Origin of the sequence: Xanthomonas cucurbitae (genome assembly GCF_002939885.1) — a bacterium.
GTDB classification, from domain to species: domain Bacteria; phylum Pseudomonadota; class Gammaproteobacteria; order Xanthomonadales; family Xanthomonadaceae; genus Xanthomonas; species Xanthomonas cucurbitae.
The window spans coordinates 87438-103733 of sequence record NZ_MDED01000016.1 but is presented as its reverse complement, the minus strand read 5'-3'; the positions used below and the strand labels follow the sequence as shown (position 1 = coordinate 103733).

Sequence of the window (16296 nt, the reverse complement as noted above, 5' to 3'; positions counted from 1 at the left end):
GCGACGGCGCTGATGCGCTGCAAGCCTTGCCCAGAGCGAGTTTTGCGCATGGCAAGCAACTTTCTTGGCTGAGGGATGGGGCTAATCAGGAATGGATTTGAAGGGCGAGGTGTACTGGATCGTGGACGACACGGGTTTTCGCAAGAAGGGCAAGCATTCGGTCGGTGTGGCCCGACAGTACTGCGGGGAGATCGGCAAACAGGACAATTGCCAGGTGGCGGTGAGCGTCTCGCTGGCGACGCCGGCGGCGAGCGTGCCGATCGCCTTTGGGCTGTATCTTCCTGAGGCTTGGGCGGCCGATGCGGCGAAGCGGGAGAAGGCAGGTGTTCCGGAAGAGATCGCGTTCACCACCAAGCCAGAGATAGCGCTAGCGCAGATGCAGGCCGCGTGTGCTGCAGGTGTCGTCCGCGGCACCGTGTTGGCCGATGCAGCCTATGGCAGCAATACGGCTTGGCGTGATGCGCTGACTGCCTTGGAACTGACTTATGCAGTGGGGATTGTTTCGAGCGTCAAGGTCTGGCCGCCAGGGCAAACGCCCGAGCCGCCCGCGCCATGGAAGGGAAAGGGCCGTCCTGCGATTCGCCATCGCCGCACGGCCGATCGCCAGCCACAGTCGGTGGAGGCACTGGCGCAGTCCTTGCCTAGGCGTGCCTTCCGAACGGTGTCATGGCGGGAAGGCAGCAACGCAGCGTTGTCCGGACGCTTTGCGGCCTTGCGTGTGCGTGCCGCGCAGGGGGATCGTTTGCGTCAGGAAGAGTGGCTGTTGATCGAATGGCCCAAAAGCGAAGACAAGTCAACGCGCTACTTCCTCTCCAACTTGCCGGCAAACACGCTTCGCAAGGATCTGGTGAATACAGTCAAGGCGCGCTGGCGGATTGAACGCGATTATCAGGACCTGAAGCAGGAGTTTGGCCTGGATCACTACGAAGGACGCGGTTGGCGGGGGTTCCATCATCACGCCACGCTATGCATTGCTGCTTACGGGTTTCTGGTTGCTGAGCGCTTGCGTGGGGCGCATCAAAAAAAACCGTCACAACGCCCGCAACCTGCCCTACCCGAAGATTACCGCCCGCGCGGGGCGGCCGATGCGGGCTCAGCGCCATGTAGTGGGCTCGATCGCGACGCTGCGTTGGACAATCGCCGTAGAAATCGCAGTGATACTACTTGGAACGATGTCTCCGCACCTTCGTATTTAATGACACAGTAGGACTAGGGTCCGCCGCGGATAGGGTCAGACTGCGCCTCGCGCACGCATCCGGCACAATGCCGCACATATGCACCTTGCTTCCGCGCCCGATTTCCGTCTTTATCCTTCCAACACGCTGGATACCCTGGCTGCCCTGCTGGCGCAGGAGCTGCGCCGGCCGGTGCCCGGGCAGCCGTTGTTGCAGCCGGAAGTGGTGCTGATTCCGCAGGTGGCGATGCGGCGCTGGCTGCAGTCCACGCTGGCGGCCGAGCACGGCGTGGCGGCGAATCTGGAGTTTCTGACCCCCGGCGAATTCGTGGCGCGCGCGCTGGAGCGCAACCTCGGCCCGGCCGACGACGATCTGGACATGGCCACCACGCAGTGGCGGCTGTACGCCGCGCTGCAGGCCGATCTGGGCAGCGATGCGGCACTGGCGCCGCTGGCCGGCTATCTGTCCGATGGCGATGTGCTCAAGCCGTGGGCGCTGGCCGGCGAGCTGGGCAGCGTGTTCGAGAAGTACCAGGCCTGGCGCCGCGACTGGTTGCTGCGTTGGGAAGGCGGCGCCGATGCCGATGATCCGCAGGCGCGGCTGTGGCGTAGCATCGCCACTGGCCGGCAATACCGCGCGCGCCGCATCGGCCAGTACCTGGATCGCTATGCGCGCGCTGACGGTCCGCTGCCGCAGGGCTTGCCGGCGCGGCTGTTTGCCTTCGCCATCCTCAATATCTCGCCCGACGTGTTGCGCGTGCTGGCCACGCAAGCGCGCGTGGGCACGCTGCATTTCTATCTGCCCACGCCCACGCAAGGGTATTGGGGCGATCTGCAAACCCTGTGGCAACGCCGCCGCGAGGGCGGGGCGGCGGCATTGTTCGCCGATCAGGTGCAGGAAAACCCGCTGCTGCAGGCCTGGGGTGCAGCCGGCCGCGACTTCATGGCCTTGATCGGCGATTACGAAGTGGTGCACCCGCTGGCCGAAATCGCCGCCTATGCCGATCCGCTGGAGTCCGGCCGCCGCCTGCTCGCTGACGGCGGCCTGGGCGACAGCCTGTTGCGGCGCATGCAGAGCGACCTGTTCCATCGCCGCGCCCCGGCGGTGCCGGCCGCATTGCCGGCGGTGAATCGGCACGATCCCAGCCTGCAGGTGCACGCCTGCCATACGCGCTTGCGCGAGCTGCAGGTGCTGCACGATCAGCTGCGTGCATTGCTGGACGATGCGCGCTTCGAACCGCCGCTGCAGCCGCGCGAGATCGCGGTGCTGTCGCCGGATATCGACCCGTACGTGCCGTATCTGGACGCGGTGTTCGGCAGCCACGGCAGTGAGGATGCATTGCCTTATGCCTTGGCCGACGCCAGCCCGCTGGCGAGCGAACCGCTGGCCGAGGTGTTTCTCACCCTGCTGAAGTTGCCGATCGCACGCTTCGGCCTGCACGAAATCCTGGACCTGATTGCCAGCGCGCCGATCGCCGAAGCGGCCGGGCTGGACGAGGCCGGGCTGGAACGCCTGCGCGGCTGGCTGCATGCTGCCGGCGCGCGCTGGGGCCTGGATGCGGCGCATCGGCGCCATCACCAGGCACCGGGCGACGACGCCTACACCTGGCGCTTCGCGCTGGACCGGCTGCTGCTTGGCCACGCCAGTGGTGCCGAGGACGATATCGACGGCGTGGCGCCGTGGCCGCAGCTGGAAGGCAGCGCACTGGCCGCGCTGGACACGCTGCTGCGCCTGCTGCGCGTGCTGGAGCGGCACCAGGCCGCACTGGCCGAGGCGCTGCCGCCGGCCGCCTGGCGCGAGCGCCTGCTGGAGCTGCTGGACGCGCTGATTCCCGCCGCCCCCTCGGCCGCGCGTGCGCAGCGCGCGTTGGACCGGCTGCGCAGCCTCATCGACCAGTTCGCCCGCGATGCGCAGCGCGCGCAGTACGCCGGCAGCGTGCCGGCCGAGGTGGTGCGTGCGCACTTTGCCGCAGTGCTGGGCGAATCGGATACACGCGCGCCGCTGCTCACCGGTGGCATCAGTTTCGGGCGCATGGTGCCGATGCGCCTGCTGCCATTCCGGGTGATCTGCCTGCTGGGCATGAACGACGGCGATTTTCCGCGCCGCGACCCGGCCGCCGGGCTCAATCGCCTTACCGCCGAACTGGGCACCGAGCGCCGCCGCCACGGCGACCGCTCCACCCGCGAGGACGACCGCTTCCTGTTCCTGCAATTGTTCGCCTCCGCACAGGACGTGTTCTACCTGAGCTATCTCGGCGCCGATGCGCGCGATGGCAGTCCGCGCGAGTCCTCGGTGCTGGTCAGCGAATTGCTGGCTACCGCGGCGCACTCCCACGCCGCCGCCGATGCCGACGACACCTTGGTGGTGCACCACCCGCTGCAGCCGTTCGCCGCGGCCGCCTTCGGTGCGCAGAGCGAAGCGGGCATGGACCCGCGTCGTTTCAGCTATCGCCGGCAATGGCGTCCGGCGGTGGACAGCCTCACCGGCCAGCGCCAGCCGCTGGCGCCGTGGGTGGCCGGCGCGCTGCCGGCCGACGACAGCGGATTGCCGGGCAGCATCTCCATCGACGCGTTGCGCCGGCTGTTCGGCGACCCGGCCGGGCAGTTCCTGCGCCATCGCCTAGGGATGCGCCTGCCCGATCCGGCCAGCGAAGACAGCGACCTGGAACCGCTGCTCGCACCCACCCGCGGGCTGGATCACTACGGCTTGCAGCAACAGGTGTTCGAGGCTGCAGTGGCCGACGACGTGGACGGGCTGTACGAACGTCTGCGCGCACGCGCGTTGCTGCCGTCCGGCCCGCTGGGGCGTCGCCAGCTCGACGAGCGGCTGGCGCAATTGCGCCCGTACGCGCAGGCCTTCCAGCAATGGCGTGGCGAGGCCGACGCGCAGTCGCAGCGGCTGCAGGTGCAGATCGGCGATGTCGCGCTGCATGGCCGCGTGCCCGGCTGGTATGCGCACGGCGTGGGCCGCGTGCAGGTGGGCGCGCTCACCGGGCGCAATGCGATTGGCCACGGGCTGGAATGGTTGTTGCTGCGCGCCGCTGGCGAGCAGGTGCCATACGTGCGCTTCTTCGAGCACGACGACGGCCTGGGCCCGCATCCCATCGATGCGCAGCCGCTGTCGCCGGCGCAGGCGCAAGCCGCGCTGGGCGAACTGCTGCAGCTGTATCGACAAGGCCTGCAGGCACCGCTGCCATTTGCGCCGTACAGCAGCTGGAAATATCACCAGGCCGCGCGCAGCGACGATCTGGACAAGGCCATCAAGGAGGCGGCGGGGCAGTGGCAGTCCAGCTTCGGCTGGAGCGAATCGCACAGCCCGGAACTGCGCTTGGTCAACCGCGGACGCGACCCGTTCGCCGATGCGCAGCGGTTCAGTGCGTTTGCCAGCACCAGCCATCGGCTCTACGACCTGCTGGAACGCGCCAACACCGAGGCCGCGCTGGATCCGCAGCGCGTGATCGACAGCTGGCGGCACTGGCATGGCGCACAGGACGACGGCGAATGAGCGCGCCCACCGTCACCGACCCGTATCTGCAGCTACCGCTGGATGGCGTGCGCCTGATCGAAGCCAGCGCCGGCACCGGCAAGACCTTCACCCTGGCCACGTTGTTCACCCGTCTGGTGGTCGAGCGCGGCCTGCGCATCGGCCAGATCCTGGCGGTGACCTTTACCGAGGCCGCCACCCAGGAACTGCGCCGGCGGATCCGCGAACGCCTGGTGCTGGCCGCCACGCTGGTGCCCGACGCCTCGCGCGCCATCGTAGGAGCGCACCCGGGCGCGACCGATCCAACCACCACGCAGACGTACGATGCGCCTTCTGCATCCGTAGGAGCGGCCCAGGCCGCGACCACCCACACCGCCGACGCACCATCACCCGCAAAGGAAGCCCCCGACGCGCTCCTCACCCGCGCCATCCTCGCCACGCATCTAGCCAACGGCACCGAAACCCCGGCCGCGCTGCACCGCCGCCTGCAGCAGGCAGTGGAAGAAATCGACCTGGCCGCGGTGTTCACCATCCACGGCTTCTGTGCCCGCGTGCTGCGCGAACATGCACTGGAAAGCGGCCAGGCCTTCGCCGCTCCGCAACTGCTTGCCAACGATCGCGAACTGCTGGGCGAAGTGGCCGCCGACCTGTGGCGCCAGCGCGCCGCCGATGCGGTGATGGCCGAAGACCTGATCGCCCTGTGGTCCGGTGGCCCGCCGGCGCTGGCCACGGATCTGCGCGCCTTGTTGCGCCACACCGTGCTGCTACCGGCGGTCTGCGCCGACACCGACGATGCCGCCGCCTTGCTGCAGGCCGTGCATGCCGCCAGCCACGCCCTGGCGGTTGCCTTCCAGGCCCATGGCACGGCGTTTTTCGAAACCCTCATGGCCGCCATCGACGGCGGCGTGCTGAGCAAGGTCAGCTACAAACCCGACTGGCTCACCGCGCTGTGGCACTGGTTCGAGGATTTCGCTGCGACACCGTCGCAGGACAGCACCCCGCATCCCAAGCTGGTCAAGTTGACCGCGGCCGACCTGGCCGCAGGCACCAACAAGAAGTTCGTCGATCGCACCCCGGCCTCGCCGCTGAGTCACGCCATCGATGGCTATCTCACCGCGCTGGCCCGTGTCGAGCAATGGCGGACACGCCGCCGCATCCGCCTGCTGCACGCCCTGCGCGAAGATGCCATCGCCCGGCTGGCCCTGCTCAAGCGCCAGCGCCGCGTGCAGACCTACGACGACCTGGTCGATGGCGTGGCGCACGCGCTGGAAGGCCCGCAGGCCGACGCCCTGGTCAGGCGCCTGCGCGCGCAGTACGCCATCGCGCTGGTGGACGAATTCCAGGACACCGACGACCGCCAGTGGGCGATTTTTTCCAACGTGTTCGGCAACGGCGCGCTCGCGCTGGCGGCCGGGTTTGCGCCGTCGCTGTTTCTGATCGGTGACCCCAAGCAGGCCATCTACGGTTTCCGCGGCGGTGATGTGCGCACCTACCTGGCTGCGGCCGTCAGCGCCGAACTGGCCCCGCCGTTGAGCCACAATTTCCGCTCCCGCCCGGGCGTGCTGGCGGCGATCGATGCGCTGTACGCGCAGGCCGGCTACACCGATGCCTTCCTCACCGACGGCATCGCCTTCCACCCGGTGCAGCCGGGCACCAAGCGCCTGGACACCGACCTGCAACACGAAGGCGCCACCGCCCCGGCGCTCACACTGTGGCGCGCCCCAGAACCACCGCCGCCCACGAAAGGCAAACCCAAGCCCTGGAGCGCCGGCCGCGCCCGCGAGCTGGCCACCGCCGCCTGCGTGGCCGCGATCCGCGGCTGGCTGGCCGCTGGCCGCGATGGCACCGCCACCATCAACGCACGTCCGGTGCAGGCCGGCGACATCGCGGTGCTGGTGCGTAGCCATGGCGAGGCCACCCGCATCCAGCAGGCGCTGGGTGCGGTGGGCATTCCCGCCGTGGCCGCCGGCAAGCAGAGCCTGTTCGCCACCGACGAAGCGCTGGAACTGCTGGCGCTGCTGCAGGCCTTGCTCGACCCGGGCGACGACAGCCGCCTGCGCGCCGCACTGGCCACGGTGCTGATCGGGCAGGACGCCATCGCCATCGCCACCCTGGAACACGACGGCGAGCGTCACCGCCGCTGGCAGCAGCAGGCGCTGGACTGGCGCGAACGCTGGCAACGCGGCGGCCCGCTGGCGCTGATCGGCGAACTCGGCGCCGCGCACGGGCAACGCCTGCTCGCCCTGGTCGATGGCGAACGCCGCCTCACCAATTACCTGCAACTGGCCGAACTGCTGCAGGAAGCCGACGCGCGCGCACTCGGCCCGCACGGCCTGGTGGACTGGCTGGCGCGCCGCATCGCCAATGCTGACGACAACGACGAGGCCCAGCAACTGCGGCTGGAATCGGACGCACGCCGCGTGCAGATCGTCACCCTGCACAAGAGCAAGGGCCTGGAATATCCGCTGGTATTCCTGCCGTACATCGGCATCGGTCGCAGCGACAAGGGCGCCGGCCGCCATTGTGTGGTGCATGCGCCGGACCTTGGCCGCCAATTGCACTGGAACGTGTCCAAATGGAGCCGGGATAAGAACGACCCCGCCTGGAGCGATGCCGAAGCGGCCTGGAAGCAGGAACAGCGCGCCGAAGATGCGCGCCTGCTCTACGTCGGCCTGACCCGCGCCGAGCACGCGCTGTGGATCGCCAGCGGCAGCTTCCACCAGCACGAACGCACCCCATTGGCCGACATGCTGCGCGCGCCCGATGCGCTGCAGGGCGCGGCGGGCGAGGGCACGGTGGTGATCGACACCAGCACCCCGCCGGCCAACCTGCCGCGCCTGCCGCCACCGCCCGACGCGCAGGTGCCGCCTGCGCGCATCCCGCATCGGCATATCGCCCCGGAATGGTGGGTCTACAGCTTCACCCAGCTGGCCAACGCCGATGCCGGTGCGGCCACCGACCCCATGGCCAGCGCCACCGTGGTGGGTAGTGGCGGCACCGACGAACCGGCCGCCAGCGACGCCGCGGCAGTGGTCACCGAAGCCGAGCCGTTCGATGCGCGCTTTGCCGGCAACCGCTTCGGCGTGGTGATGCACGACGTGTTCGAGCGCTGCGACTTCGCCGCCTGGCAGCGCTGGCGCCCTGGCGACCCCGCCCCCGACGGCCAGGCCGCCCCCATCATCGACGCGCTGCAACGCGGCGGCTATGCGCAGGACGAACACGATGACGGCCTGCACATGCTCACCGCGCTGATCGGCAACACCCTCACCGTGACCCTGCCCGAAGGCACCGCCCTGGCCGCCGTCCCCGAGCCGCAGCGCCGCAACGAAATGGAATTCCACTTCGCCATGCAGCCCACCCGCGTGGACGCGTTGCTGGCGCTGCTGCACCGCTTCGGGGTGGCCGGCGATCGCCAGGCCTTCGGCGCACGCCAGCGCCTGGAAGGCCTGATGACCGGCCTGATCGACCTGACCTACACCGTCGACGGCCGCTGGTACGTGCTGGACTACAAATCCAACCGTCTGCCCAGCTACGCCCCCGACGCCCTGGCCCGCGCCATGGCGCATAGCGAATACACCTTGCAGGCACTGATCTACACCGTAGCCCTGCACCGCTGGCTGCGCTTCCGCCTGGGCGAGGCCTACGACTACGCCCGCGACTTCGGCGGCGTGCGTTACCTGTTCTGCCGTGGCCTGGATGCCGGACGCCAGTGCACGGACCAGGCCGTGCCCGACGCCATGGACGTACCGCTCGCCGGGGCCGACTCCCCGCGCGACAGCGCACCCGCGCCCGGCGTCTACGCCTGGCGTTTCGACCCGATGCTGGTCCAGGCGCTGGACGCCCTGTTCGCCGGCAATCCGATAGACCCCGGTTCCAGCGACGCCCTAACGCCCCTCTCCCTGCAAGAGAGCGCCGCCCCAAAGCCCCTTTCCCCTCGGGAGAGGGGTTGGGGTGAGGGTCCGTCCGCCCTGGGACCCCCCACCCCATGAGTCATCCACCCCTGCTCACCGCCCTCAACCAGGCCGGCGCCCTGCGCACGCTGGACCTGGCCTTCGCACAAAGCCTGCAGCGTCTCGCCTCTGACACCGACCCACTGGTCCTGGCTGGTGCCGCGCTCGCCTCGCTGGCCGTCACCAGCGGCCATGCCGGGCTGGACCCGGCCCGCGCCGCGATGCTGCTGGACCCGCGCGATGGCCTCCCGCCCACCTTGCCGGATCCCACCGACTGGCAACGCGCACTCGCCGCCTCGCGCTGGGTCGCCCAGCCCGCGCCCGACCAGCCTGCCGCCGCCGACTGCCCGCTGGTGCTCGAACATGGCCTGCTCTACCTGCGCCGCTACCGCGAGTACGAACGTCGCCTGGCCCTGGGTCTGCGCCGCATCGCCGCCCAACCCATGCCCGCGTTCGACCCCGCCGCGCTGGCGCCGCGCTTCGCCCAGCTGTTCCCCAACGCCGCCACCTCATCCCCTCTCCCCCCGGGAGAGGGTGCCCGAAGGGCGGGTGAGGGTACGGGCCTGCCCGAGCCATCCATCGACCGCCAGGCCCAGGCCGCCGCGCTGGCGCTGCGCCGCGCGCTGCTGCTGGTCACTGGCGGCCCCGGCACCGGCAAGACCACCACCATCGCCCGCTTGCTGCTGCTGCGCATCGCCCAGGCGCAGGTCGCCGGCCATCCACCGCCCCGCATCGCCCTGGCCGCCCCCACCGGCCGCGCCGCCGAGCGCATGGCCGAGAGCCTGCGCCTGGCGGTGGCCCGCGCCATGGAACAGGGCCTACCCCAGCACGCTGCCGCACAGCACTCAGACGCCTCCCCTCTCCCGCCTACCGCGCCGACCCCGGATACGTCCCCTCTCCCGCCTGCGGGAGAGGATGCCCGCAGGGCGGGTGAGGGCAACGCCCCCCCCGCCCCCCACCGCGACACCGCCCTCCCCACCGGCGCCAGCACCCTGCATCGCCTGCTCGGCGTCATCCCCGACTCCCCGCAGTTCCGCCACACCGCCGACAACCCGCTGCCATTCGACCTGATCGTGGTCGACGAGGCCTCCATGATCGACCTCCCGTTGATGTGCAAGCTGGTCGACGCCGTCGCCGACGGCACCCAGCTCATCCTGCTCGGCGATGCCGACCAGCTGCCCTCGGTGGAAGCCGGCGACGTACTCGCCGCCATCCTGCAGGCCGCCGGCCCCGGCGATGCGCTGCAGCCGGATGACGCCCACGCCCTGCAACCGCTGCTCGGCAGCCCCCCAGCCGCCTCCCCACCGGCCGCCGCCGACACCAGCCCCCTCACTGGCCACCGCGTGCACCTGCTGCGCGGCTACCGCCAGGCAGACGATTTCGCGCTGGCCCCACTGGCCGACGCCATCCGTGCAGGTGATGCCGACACCACGCTCGCCCTGCTGCGCAGCGGCGAGTTGGCCGGCGTGCACTTCCACGAAGACGGCGACGACCCGCTGGCCCTGGGTCACGACGCACTGCTCGCCCACTGGCGCGCGCTGGCCGACGCCCACGACCCGGCCGACGCCCTGCGCGCTGCCGGTCGCCTGCGCCTGCTCACCGCCGTACGTACCGGCCCGCAGGGCGCGCGTGGCCTCAATGCGCGCATCGAGCAACTGCTGGCCGACACCGGCGCCGGCACCCGCCGCCTCGGCAGCGGCTCGCCCTGGTTCCACGGCCGCCTGTTGCTGATTACCGAAAACAGCTATCGCCACGGCCTGTTCAATGGCGACGTCGGCATCTGCCTGCGCAGCGAAGCCAACCCCCTGCAAGGCCATGCCCAAGGCCCGTTGGTGGCCTGGTTCGCAGGCGATGGCGACGGCCAGGTGCGCGGCTTCCACCCCGCCGCACTGCCGGCCCACGAGAGCGCCTTCGCCATGACCGTGCACAAGGCGCAGGGCAGCGAATTCGACACCGTCTGGCTGCAGCTGCCCACCCGCGATGCCCGCGTCCTCAGCCGCGAACTGCTCTACACCGGGATCACCCGTGCCCGCCAACGCCTGCACCTGGCCGGCAGCGAGCCGGTCATCCGCGCGGCCCTCGCACGGCATGCCGCGCGCATCTCTGGCCTGGCGTGGCGCTTGGGTGCCAACGATGATAAACCGACGCCGAGTGCTGCCCCCACGCCAGCGCCAGCCCAGCCGCCGCCTGGCAGTGCGCCGGTACAAGGTGCATTGTTCTGATCGAACCCAACTGGCGCCCGCGGCCAGCGACCCACGGCTACGGACCATTCGGTCATAACGGGTTGCGTTATATGACGTAATCCGTTATGGTTGGGTCATGATTAGAAGCTTTATCGACAAGGAAGCCGAAAGGATCTGGTTGGGTGAGCGCTCCCGCCGGCTGCCGGCCGACATCCAGCCGGTGGCGCGCCGCAAGTTGCGCATGCTCAACGCTGCCGCGCACCTTGACGATTTACGCATTCCGCCCGCCAACAGGCTGGAGGCATTGAAAGGCGCACGGCGCGGCCAGTACAGCATCCGGATCAACGACCAGTGGCGCATCTGCTTTCGATGGATGGAAGGCGATGCAGCCGAGGTCGAGATAGTCGATTACCACTGAGCACGAGGCATCTGTCCATGACAGTCCTACCCAACATTCATCCTGGCGAAATTCTGCTTGAGGAGTTTCTCGAGCCTCTGGGCATCAGCCAGAACGCATTGGCGCGGGCCACCGGCGTGCCGCCGCGCCGCATCAATGAAATCGTACTGGGCAAGCGTGGCATCACCGCCGACACCGCCGTGCGCCTGGCTGCAGCGCTGGGAACCACCGAGCGCTTCTGGCTGGGCCTGCAAGCCGACTACGAACTGGAACAAGCGCATCGCGCGCTGGGCGATCTGCCGTCACGGATCAAGCGGCTGGCGGCTTGAGTCGGGAGTCACACCATCGCGATGTGGATCGTGAGTGATAACCTGCCAGCGAAATGCACCGTCAGATCCATGCGCTCATGCAAGAGCGCCATGATCGATACTGAAGCGTGCTCTTGCAGCAGGCAGCATACATAGTGGTATCCCAGGTCATTCCAGTACATGGGCAACTCTGGAACTGCCGAACTCGCAAGCCAGCACTCAGCGCCTCGCGCCTGCGCAGCGAGGTCAGGCCTGCACCTGACCTCGTTTGCCGCTTGACGGCCCGGGCAGCTTACTTGCCCTTCTTTTCCTGCTTGGCCGCACGCTTTTCCTTCAGCGTCTTGGTCGGCTCCTTCTTCTGGTTCTTCTTCTGGTCCATCCCCTTGCTCATGACACCCTCGTAGTTACTGGATTGATTGGGCTGGCAGCGCCACGACCCTGGCGTGCCTGCGCACTGTAAAGCTTGCACGCTATGGAATGGCAGAGGACTCGCCAGGCGAGGCGACGAACGGCGCTACAGGCATCGTACTGCCGGGCCGGAACAGGCGCCCTCCGCCGGCCGCTGAGGCAGGCGATGGCAGCGTGCGAACGCCGGCCACTGCCAGTGGTCGGCACGAGCGCGGCTGATGGCCTTACTGGCCGGTACGCGCCGGTACTACCCGACGGCAGTGTTACATCGGCTCCGCCCGGGACCGTACCAAGAACGTTCAAAGGAGCCGAGGTCGATCTACTACACCGCCGGCCTACTGTCCTTGACATGTTCGCTGTGCTGATCTTTCCAGGTACCGGTGCTGGACCATGGCAAGACGCAAGGACGCATCAAGTGGCCCCGATACTGCGTTGCGCGCAGGCCAGTTTGCACTTGCTTTGGAGGGGCCACAGCCCGTCGCAACGAGCCGCCCAGCGGAAGCTAAGCTGCCGGATCGCTACAGCAAGTACATCAGCACGAAATCCGCAAGGAAAAAGGTGATTTCAGGTTTGCCGGCCGATTGCAAAAGCAGGGCTTCCTGGAGGAGCTGACCGAGATCATCGATCACAACAATTTCATCTTGATCAGTTGCGTGATCGACAAGGCTCGCCTACGCGAGCGATCACAGTTGGAGAACAACCCCTATCATTTGGCGCTGGGCTTTTGCCTGGAAACGCTGTTCGAATTCCTCGGGGAGAAAAGACAGGTCCATTGTCCCACCCATGTAGTGGTGGAGTGCCGGGGCAAGAAGGAAGATCGCGATCTGGAATTGGAGTTCAGGCGGATATGCGATGGAGCCAACCGCTGGGGGAGCCCGCTACCCTTCAACATCGTGTTTGCGGATAAAAAGACCAATTCGTCCGGCTTGCAACTGGCCGATCTGGTCGCGCGCCCCATCGGTCTATCTGTCATCCGTCCGCAAAGCGCGAATCGGGCGTTTGAGATTCTTCGGCAGAAGTTCTTCTGCAAAGGGGGAAGGGGGCGGCTCGGGATCGACTTTGAGGGCTGGGGCTATAAAATTTTCCCACCCCCAGACAGCGAAAAGCCCCGGTGATCGCACCGAGGCTATAACGCCGACCGGGTACTCCCAGTCCACTTGCCAACAACTCTAAAGGTTGGTCTACCCAAATTCAAGCTGTCAACCCATTGGCCGTCATGCGACCGGCGATACAAGAGCGCTGCGGCAACAGCCGCCTCGCAAGCGTGTCGGTCTGATCGACACGCCCCTGGAGCCCGGGGTAGCCCGTTTTTAACGCGCTTACTTGGCCGGCACGCGCCGGTACTGCTCGCCGCCGGTGTTGAGTTGGCCGTTGCTCTCGTCGATGACGAAGTTCACAGTCTCCCCATCATTGGTGACCTGCAGCGCCCCGTCCTTGTAGACCGCCGGGTAGCTCTCGGTCTGCGGCTTGCGGCTGAAGAACTTCGGCGTAGTGCTGCGGACCATGAAGGTCTCGCCATTGCGCTCGACGTCCATGGTCTCTTCCTGCGTCTGCACATTGACCCAGTGGCCGACGAACTTCTCGCCCTCCACCTTGGCGCAGCCGCTCACCAGTAATGCCGCGGCCAGCGCGGTGCCCATCCACTTCATCATCGTGCGTTCTCCAGTTGAGGCTGGAGGCAGCATGGCGTACCGGAGATGTGGGGGAAGTCAAAATCTGAAGCTGTCGAACACGCCAACTGAAGGGACTAGGCTTGGCCCTTGTACCGGCTGGCAGCGCCGCACCCAGCCGAGCAGTGATTCTGGACCGCAAAGCTCGGCAGCCGAGCGCCCGGTTGCTGCCCGCAATACGATCCAGGCCGAGGGCGGCATCACACACCATGCGATAGTCCGATAATCCGCATTGCGTGCGGCTGTGGAGGCTGGACGCTCGTAGGTCTACCCCTCCCTTTCCCCAGCCTTGTTACTTGAGAAGAAGGGCATCTCACCGCGTGGGAAGGGCATGACCAACTTCAAAGGCCAGCCAATTTGTGAACAAAAAATAAATTCAAGAAGCAATAGGGTTGCGCAAGGTGATTTTATGAGATAAATGATGGTTGCCATTTTGGCACCAGAGCAATTACAGTGCAGCCACCAGTACAGGAGACCTCAACATGAAGTAGGCACGATCAGCCCACACAGACGCCGAACTCCGACCAAGCCTACGGCTCGGCCAGCAACGGCAAATATGAAATGAATATTAGGAGTTACCTATGCACGCGACCAGTAATGACCGGGCAAGAATCACCACCCGAGTCACCGCTTACGCGCAGCAAGCAATTGAACAGGCAGCTGAGATGACGGCAACAACGACGAATCAATTCGTCGCCCAAGCCGCGCTGCGGGAAGCTGAAAGAATTATCGAAGAGCACTCGATCATTCGACTGAGCCAGAAAGATACGAAGATGTTTCTGGATGCACTCGACAACCCGAAGCCGGTCCCCGATCGCCTTGCTGTCTCCTTGAAACGTCATATGGAGACAAGAGACCATGGCACTGGAAGTAGAAGTAGTACCGTTCGCTGGACACCTAAGTCGCGCTGATTTCGACTGCGGCAACAAAGATCTGAATGAATGGTTGCGCACAAAGGCGCGACAGCATCAAGAGCGCGGCATCAGCCGTACGTTCTTGGCAATCCCGAAAACGGGAACCCTGGACGCTTGGCAAGAAGTAGGATTCAAGGACGTTGTGGACACCACGGTCCTCGGATACTTCACCTTGTCCTCGGCGCAGGTAATGAATGCAGAGCTTCGGCCGGCTGGCTCAAAACTGCCGCGCAACGTCCCTGTCGTGCGATTGGGCCGCTTGGCAGTCCATCAGCAGCTCAAGGGTCGCGGTTTCGGCACGATGCTCCTCATGGAAGCCATCACGCGAGCGGCGCAAGTGAGTGACGCCATTGGTGTCACCGGATTGTTTGTGGACGCCAAAGATGAAGCTGCGCCCTTCTACGAGAAATTCGGGTTCCAGCGTGCGGAGTTGGACCCTCTCAAGCTCTGGCTACCCCTGGCAAGCATTACTGAGCTGCTGAAAGCGTAAAGACTGCTCGGCAATCGCACGTTGCACGTCGAGCGATCGTGATCGAGCGTGACGTGATCTGTCCGTTGGCTGGCAGGACCCGGCTGCGAGTCCATCGGTATCGCGCACTGGCTATCGCCCCGCAACAGCACACGCAAGCTCTACCCGACACTGCGTGTAGGCCGCGAGGCGTTGGTCAGGCGCTGGCCAATGGAACCGGTCTCACGCTGGCTAGAACGCTTACGCACACTGCCCGACGCAGTGCGCACGCAGATGACGTTGGTGCTGTAAAACGTGGGGATACCTAAGAACCTGACCCTGATGCTTACCGACTCGCGGAATCAGTTGGGTGGTGCAATCTCATAGTCAGGCTGCTCATGAAAAAACTGGGCAGTAGAGGTATACAGCAGCATATTAAAATCCGCCGAATTACCCTTTATGATTCCATGCATAACGCCTGACGCATTAACCACTGGTCCCCCGGAATCACCTGGACCTATGAGGTCGCCAAAGTCGGCCGTTGCGCCGAGCAGTCCGGCAGTAATGGTCTTTCCCGCAGGAATTCGCGCATCCGTCCAGTAGCACATCACGTCAGTCGTTCTACCGCTTGTGCAGAATCGTTCGGTCGGGGATGCGGGGGCATGCCCGCTCACTGCTATCGAAGCAAGCCCCTCTTCTCGCGAGCGGTAGAGAGCTGCTCGCGAGAGTAAAACTTTTCCTAATGCACGCGGCTCATACCTCGAAACAACTGAGCAGGTAAGTCCAGTTGATGGCGCAGAGCAATACCGATAACTATGGTTGACCGGCTCCACACGGATCAATTCAAGATCTGAAACATTCGACTTCCAAGAAACATAGCCAAGGTCCGATCCTCTGACCGAGACTGCGCTATTGTAATCACCACAGTGTCCTGCGGTCAGAACGAATCTCACAGCTCGCCTATATGGGGTCAAGTTGGCAAGAAAACCCTTTTGCTTGAGCACAAGGCCGGCAGTACATTCGTTGCCAAGGCTCATTGTCAAAACCGTGCCGCCAACAACAGGCTGATGGAGCCGAGCTGGATCAATAGCCAGTGCAGAGCCAGATGTAAAGAACGTCAATACGCTTACGACGACCAGGGCGTAGCTGAAGAGTCTGGACATTTTTTGCTTTGCTTGTCGACGTACAAGCTGAGTAATTGGCATTTTCTGCAGAATATTGGGATCAAGCCGATCAGCATATAATAGATCTACCTTCTTGATTTACTTTGCAACGAAGATGCGCCGCATCAAACGAAGCTAGGCGCCACCAATCCGCTCACTCAGGAAAGCCAACACAACCGAGTAATCAATTATTCTGG

At 65.8% G+C, this 16296-nt stretch carries 10 protein-coding genes and 2 pseudogenes; 10 read left to right on the top strand and 2 right to left on the bottom strand.

Translation table 11 applies throughout. The features are described 5' to 3' along the window. Nucleotides 1-112: 112 nt before the first annotated feature. The 7 genes and pseudogenes from XcuCFBP2542_RS10460 to XcuCFBP2542_RS10425 all read left to right on the top strand — a co-directional run. A pseudogene (locus XcuCFBP2542_RS10460) lies at nt 113-1207 on the top strand (IS701 family transposase); the annotation flags it as partial. Between the two features lie 67 nt (nt 1208-1274). After that, complete coding sequence (gene recC, locus XcuCFBP2542_RS10455; protein WP_104603502.1) at nt 1275-4679, top strand: exodeoxyribonuclease V subunit gamma; 3405 nt, start codon at nt 1275-1277, stop codon at nt 4677-4679. Then, nucleotides 4676-8647: an exodeoxyribonuclease V subunit beta gene (gene recB, locus XcuCFBP2542_RS10450; protein WP_104603501.1), complete on the top strand. Its 3972-nt coding sequence runs from the start codon at nt 4676-4678 to the stop codon at nt 8645-8647. Before recC ends, recB begins: the two co-directional genes overlap by 4 nt. Beyond that, nucleotides 8644-10830 carry an exodeoxyribonuclease V subunit alpha gene (gene recD, locus XcuCFBP2542_RS10445; RefSeq protein ID WP_104603500.1) on the top strand — a complete coding sequence of 729 codons (2187 nt, stop codon included), beginning with the start codon at nt 8644-8646 and terminating at the stop codon, nt 10828-10830. The genes recB and recD overlap by 4 nt, the downstream gene beginning before the upstream one ends. A 97-nt stretch (nt 10831-10927) precedes the next feature. Continuing rightward, the gene (locus XcuCFBP2542_RS10440; protein ID WP_104603499.1) at nt 10928-11209 is read left to right on the top strand and encodes a type II toxin-antitoxin system RelE/ParE family toxin; all 282 of its coding nucleotides are present in this window, start codon (nt 10928-10930) and stop codon (nt 11207-11209) included. A 17-nt stretch (nt 11210-11226) separates the two neighbouring features. Next, a complete protein-coding gene (locus XcuCFBP2542_RS10435) occupies nt 11227-11517 on the top strand; it encodes a HigA family addiction module antitoxin (RefSeq protein ID WP_104603498.1) in 291 nt (96 codons plus the stop codon). A gap of 968 nt (nt 11518-12485) precedes the next feature. Next, the gene (locus tag XcuCFBP2542_RS10425; RefSeq protein ID WP_211292995.1) at nt 12486-13019 is read left to right on the top strand and encodes a DUF3800 domain-containing protein; all 534 of its coding nucleotides are present in this window, start codon (nt 12486-12488) and stop codon (nt 13017-13019) included. 204 nt (nt 13020-13223) lie between these two features. Here XcuCFBP2542_RS10425 and XcuCFBP2542_RS10420 read toward each other — a convergent pair whose 3' ends face one another. Then, nucleotides 13224-13556 (bottom strand): hypothetical protein, encoded by a 333-nt coding sequence (locus XcuCFBP2542_RS10420; protein WP_104603496.1) that lies wholly within the window; start codon nt 13554-13556, stop codon nt 13224-13226. A 599-nt stretch (nt 13557-14155) separates the two neighbouring features. Between XcuCFBP2542_RS10420 and XcuCFBP2542_RS10415 the strand changes: the two genes are divergently transcribed. From XcuCFBP2542_RS10415 to XcuCFBP2542_RS10405, 3 genes and pseudogenes are all read left to right on the top strand, one after another. Then, on the top strand, nt 14156-14485 hold the full coding sequence (locus tag XcuCFBP2542_RS10415; RefSeq protein WP_104603495.1) for a type II toxin-antitoxin system TacA family antitoxin: 330 nt from the start codon (nt 14156-14158) through the stop codon (nt 14483-14485). Further along, nucleotides 14433-14978, top strand: coding sequence for a GNAT family N-acetyltransferase (locus XcuCFBP2542_RS10410; RefSeq protein ID WP_104603494.1), 546 nt, complete (start codon nt 14433-14435; stop codon nt 14976-14978). Before XcuCFBP2542_RS10415 ends, XcuCFBP2542_RS10410 begins: the two co-directional genes overlap by 53 nt. A gap of 66 nt (nt 14979-15044) precedes the next feature. Beyond that, nucleotides 15045-15248 (top strand): annotated as a pseudogene (locus tag XcuCFBP2542_RS10405) (IS4 family transposase); the annotation flags it as partial. A gap of 50 nt (nt 15249-15298) precedes the next feature. Here the strand turns inward: XcuCFBP2542_RS10405 and XcuCFBP2542_RS10400 are convergent. Continuing rightward, nucleotides 15299-16141 (bottom strand): chymotrypsin family serine protease, encoded by an 843-nt coding sequence (locus tag XcuCFBP2542_RS10400; RefSeq protein ID WP_104603493.1) that lies wholly within the window; start codon nt 16139-16141, stop codon nt 15299-15301. Between the last annotated feature and the right edge of the window lie 155 nt (nt 16142-16296).

What these genes read in the sequence shown, in the direction of transcription:
- XcuCFBP2542_RS10400 (WP_104603493.1), bottom strand. Translation starts at nt 16,141, where the DNA reads ATGCCAATTACTCAGCTTGTACGTCGACAAGCAAAGCAAAAAATGTCC.
- XcuCFBP2542_RS10420 (WP_104603496.1), bottom strand. Translation starts at nt 13,556, where the DNA reads ATGATGAAGTGGATGGGCACCGCGCTGGCCGCGGCATTACTGGTGAGC.
- XcuCFBP2542_RS10410 (WP_104603494.1), top strand. Translation starts at nt 14,433, where the DNA reads ATGGCACTGGAAGTAGAAGTAGTACCGTTCGCTGGACACCTAAGTCGC.
- XcuCFBP2542_RS10435 (WP_104603498.1), top strand. Translation starts at nt 11,227, where the DNA reads ATGACAGTCCTACCCAACATTCATCCTGGCGAAATTCTGCTTGAGGAG.
- recB (WP_104603501.1), top strand. Translation starts at nt 4,676, where the DNA reads ATGAGCGCGCCCACCGTCACCGACCCGTATCTGCAGCTACCGCTGGAT.
- recD (WP_104603500.1), top strand. Translation starts at nt 8,644, where the DNA reads ATGAGTCATCCACCCCTGCTCACCGCCCTCAACCAGGCCGGCGCCCTG.
- recC (WP_104603502.1), top strand. Translation starts at nt 1,275, where the DNA reads ATGCACCTTGCTTCCGCGCCCGATTTCCGTCTTTATCCTTCCAACACG.
- XcuCFBP2542_RS10440 (WP_104603499.1), top strand. Translation starts at nt 10,928, where the DNA reads ATGATTAGAAGCTTTATCGACAAGGAAGCCGAAAGGATCTGGTTGGGT.
- XcuCFBP2542_RS10415 (WP_104603495.1), top strand. Translation starts at nt 14,156, where the DNA reads ATGCACGCGACCAGTAATGACCGGGCAAGAATCACCACCCGAGTCACC.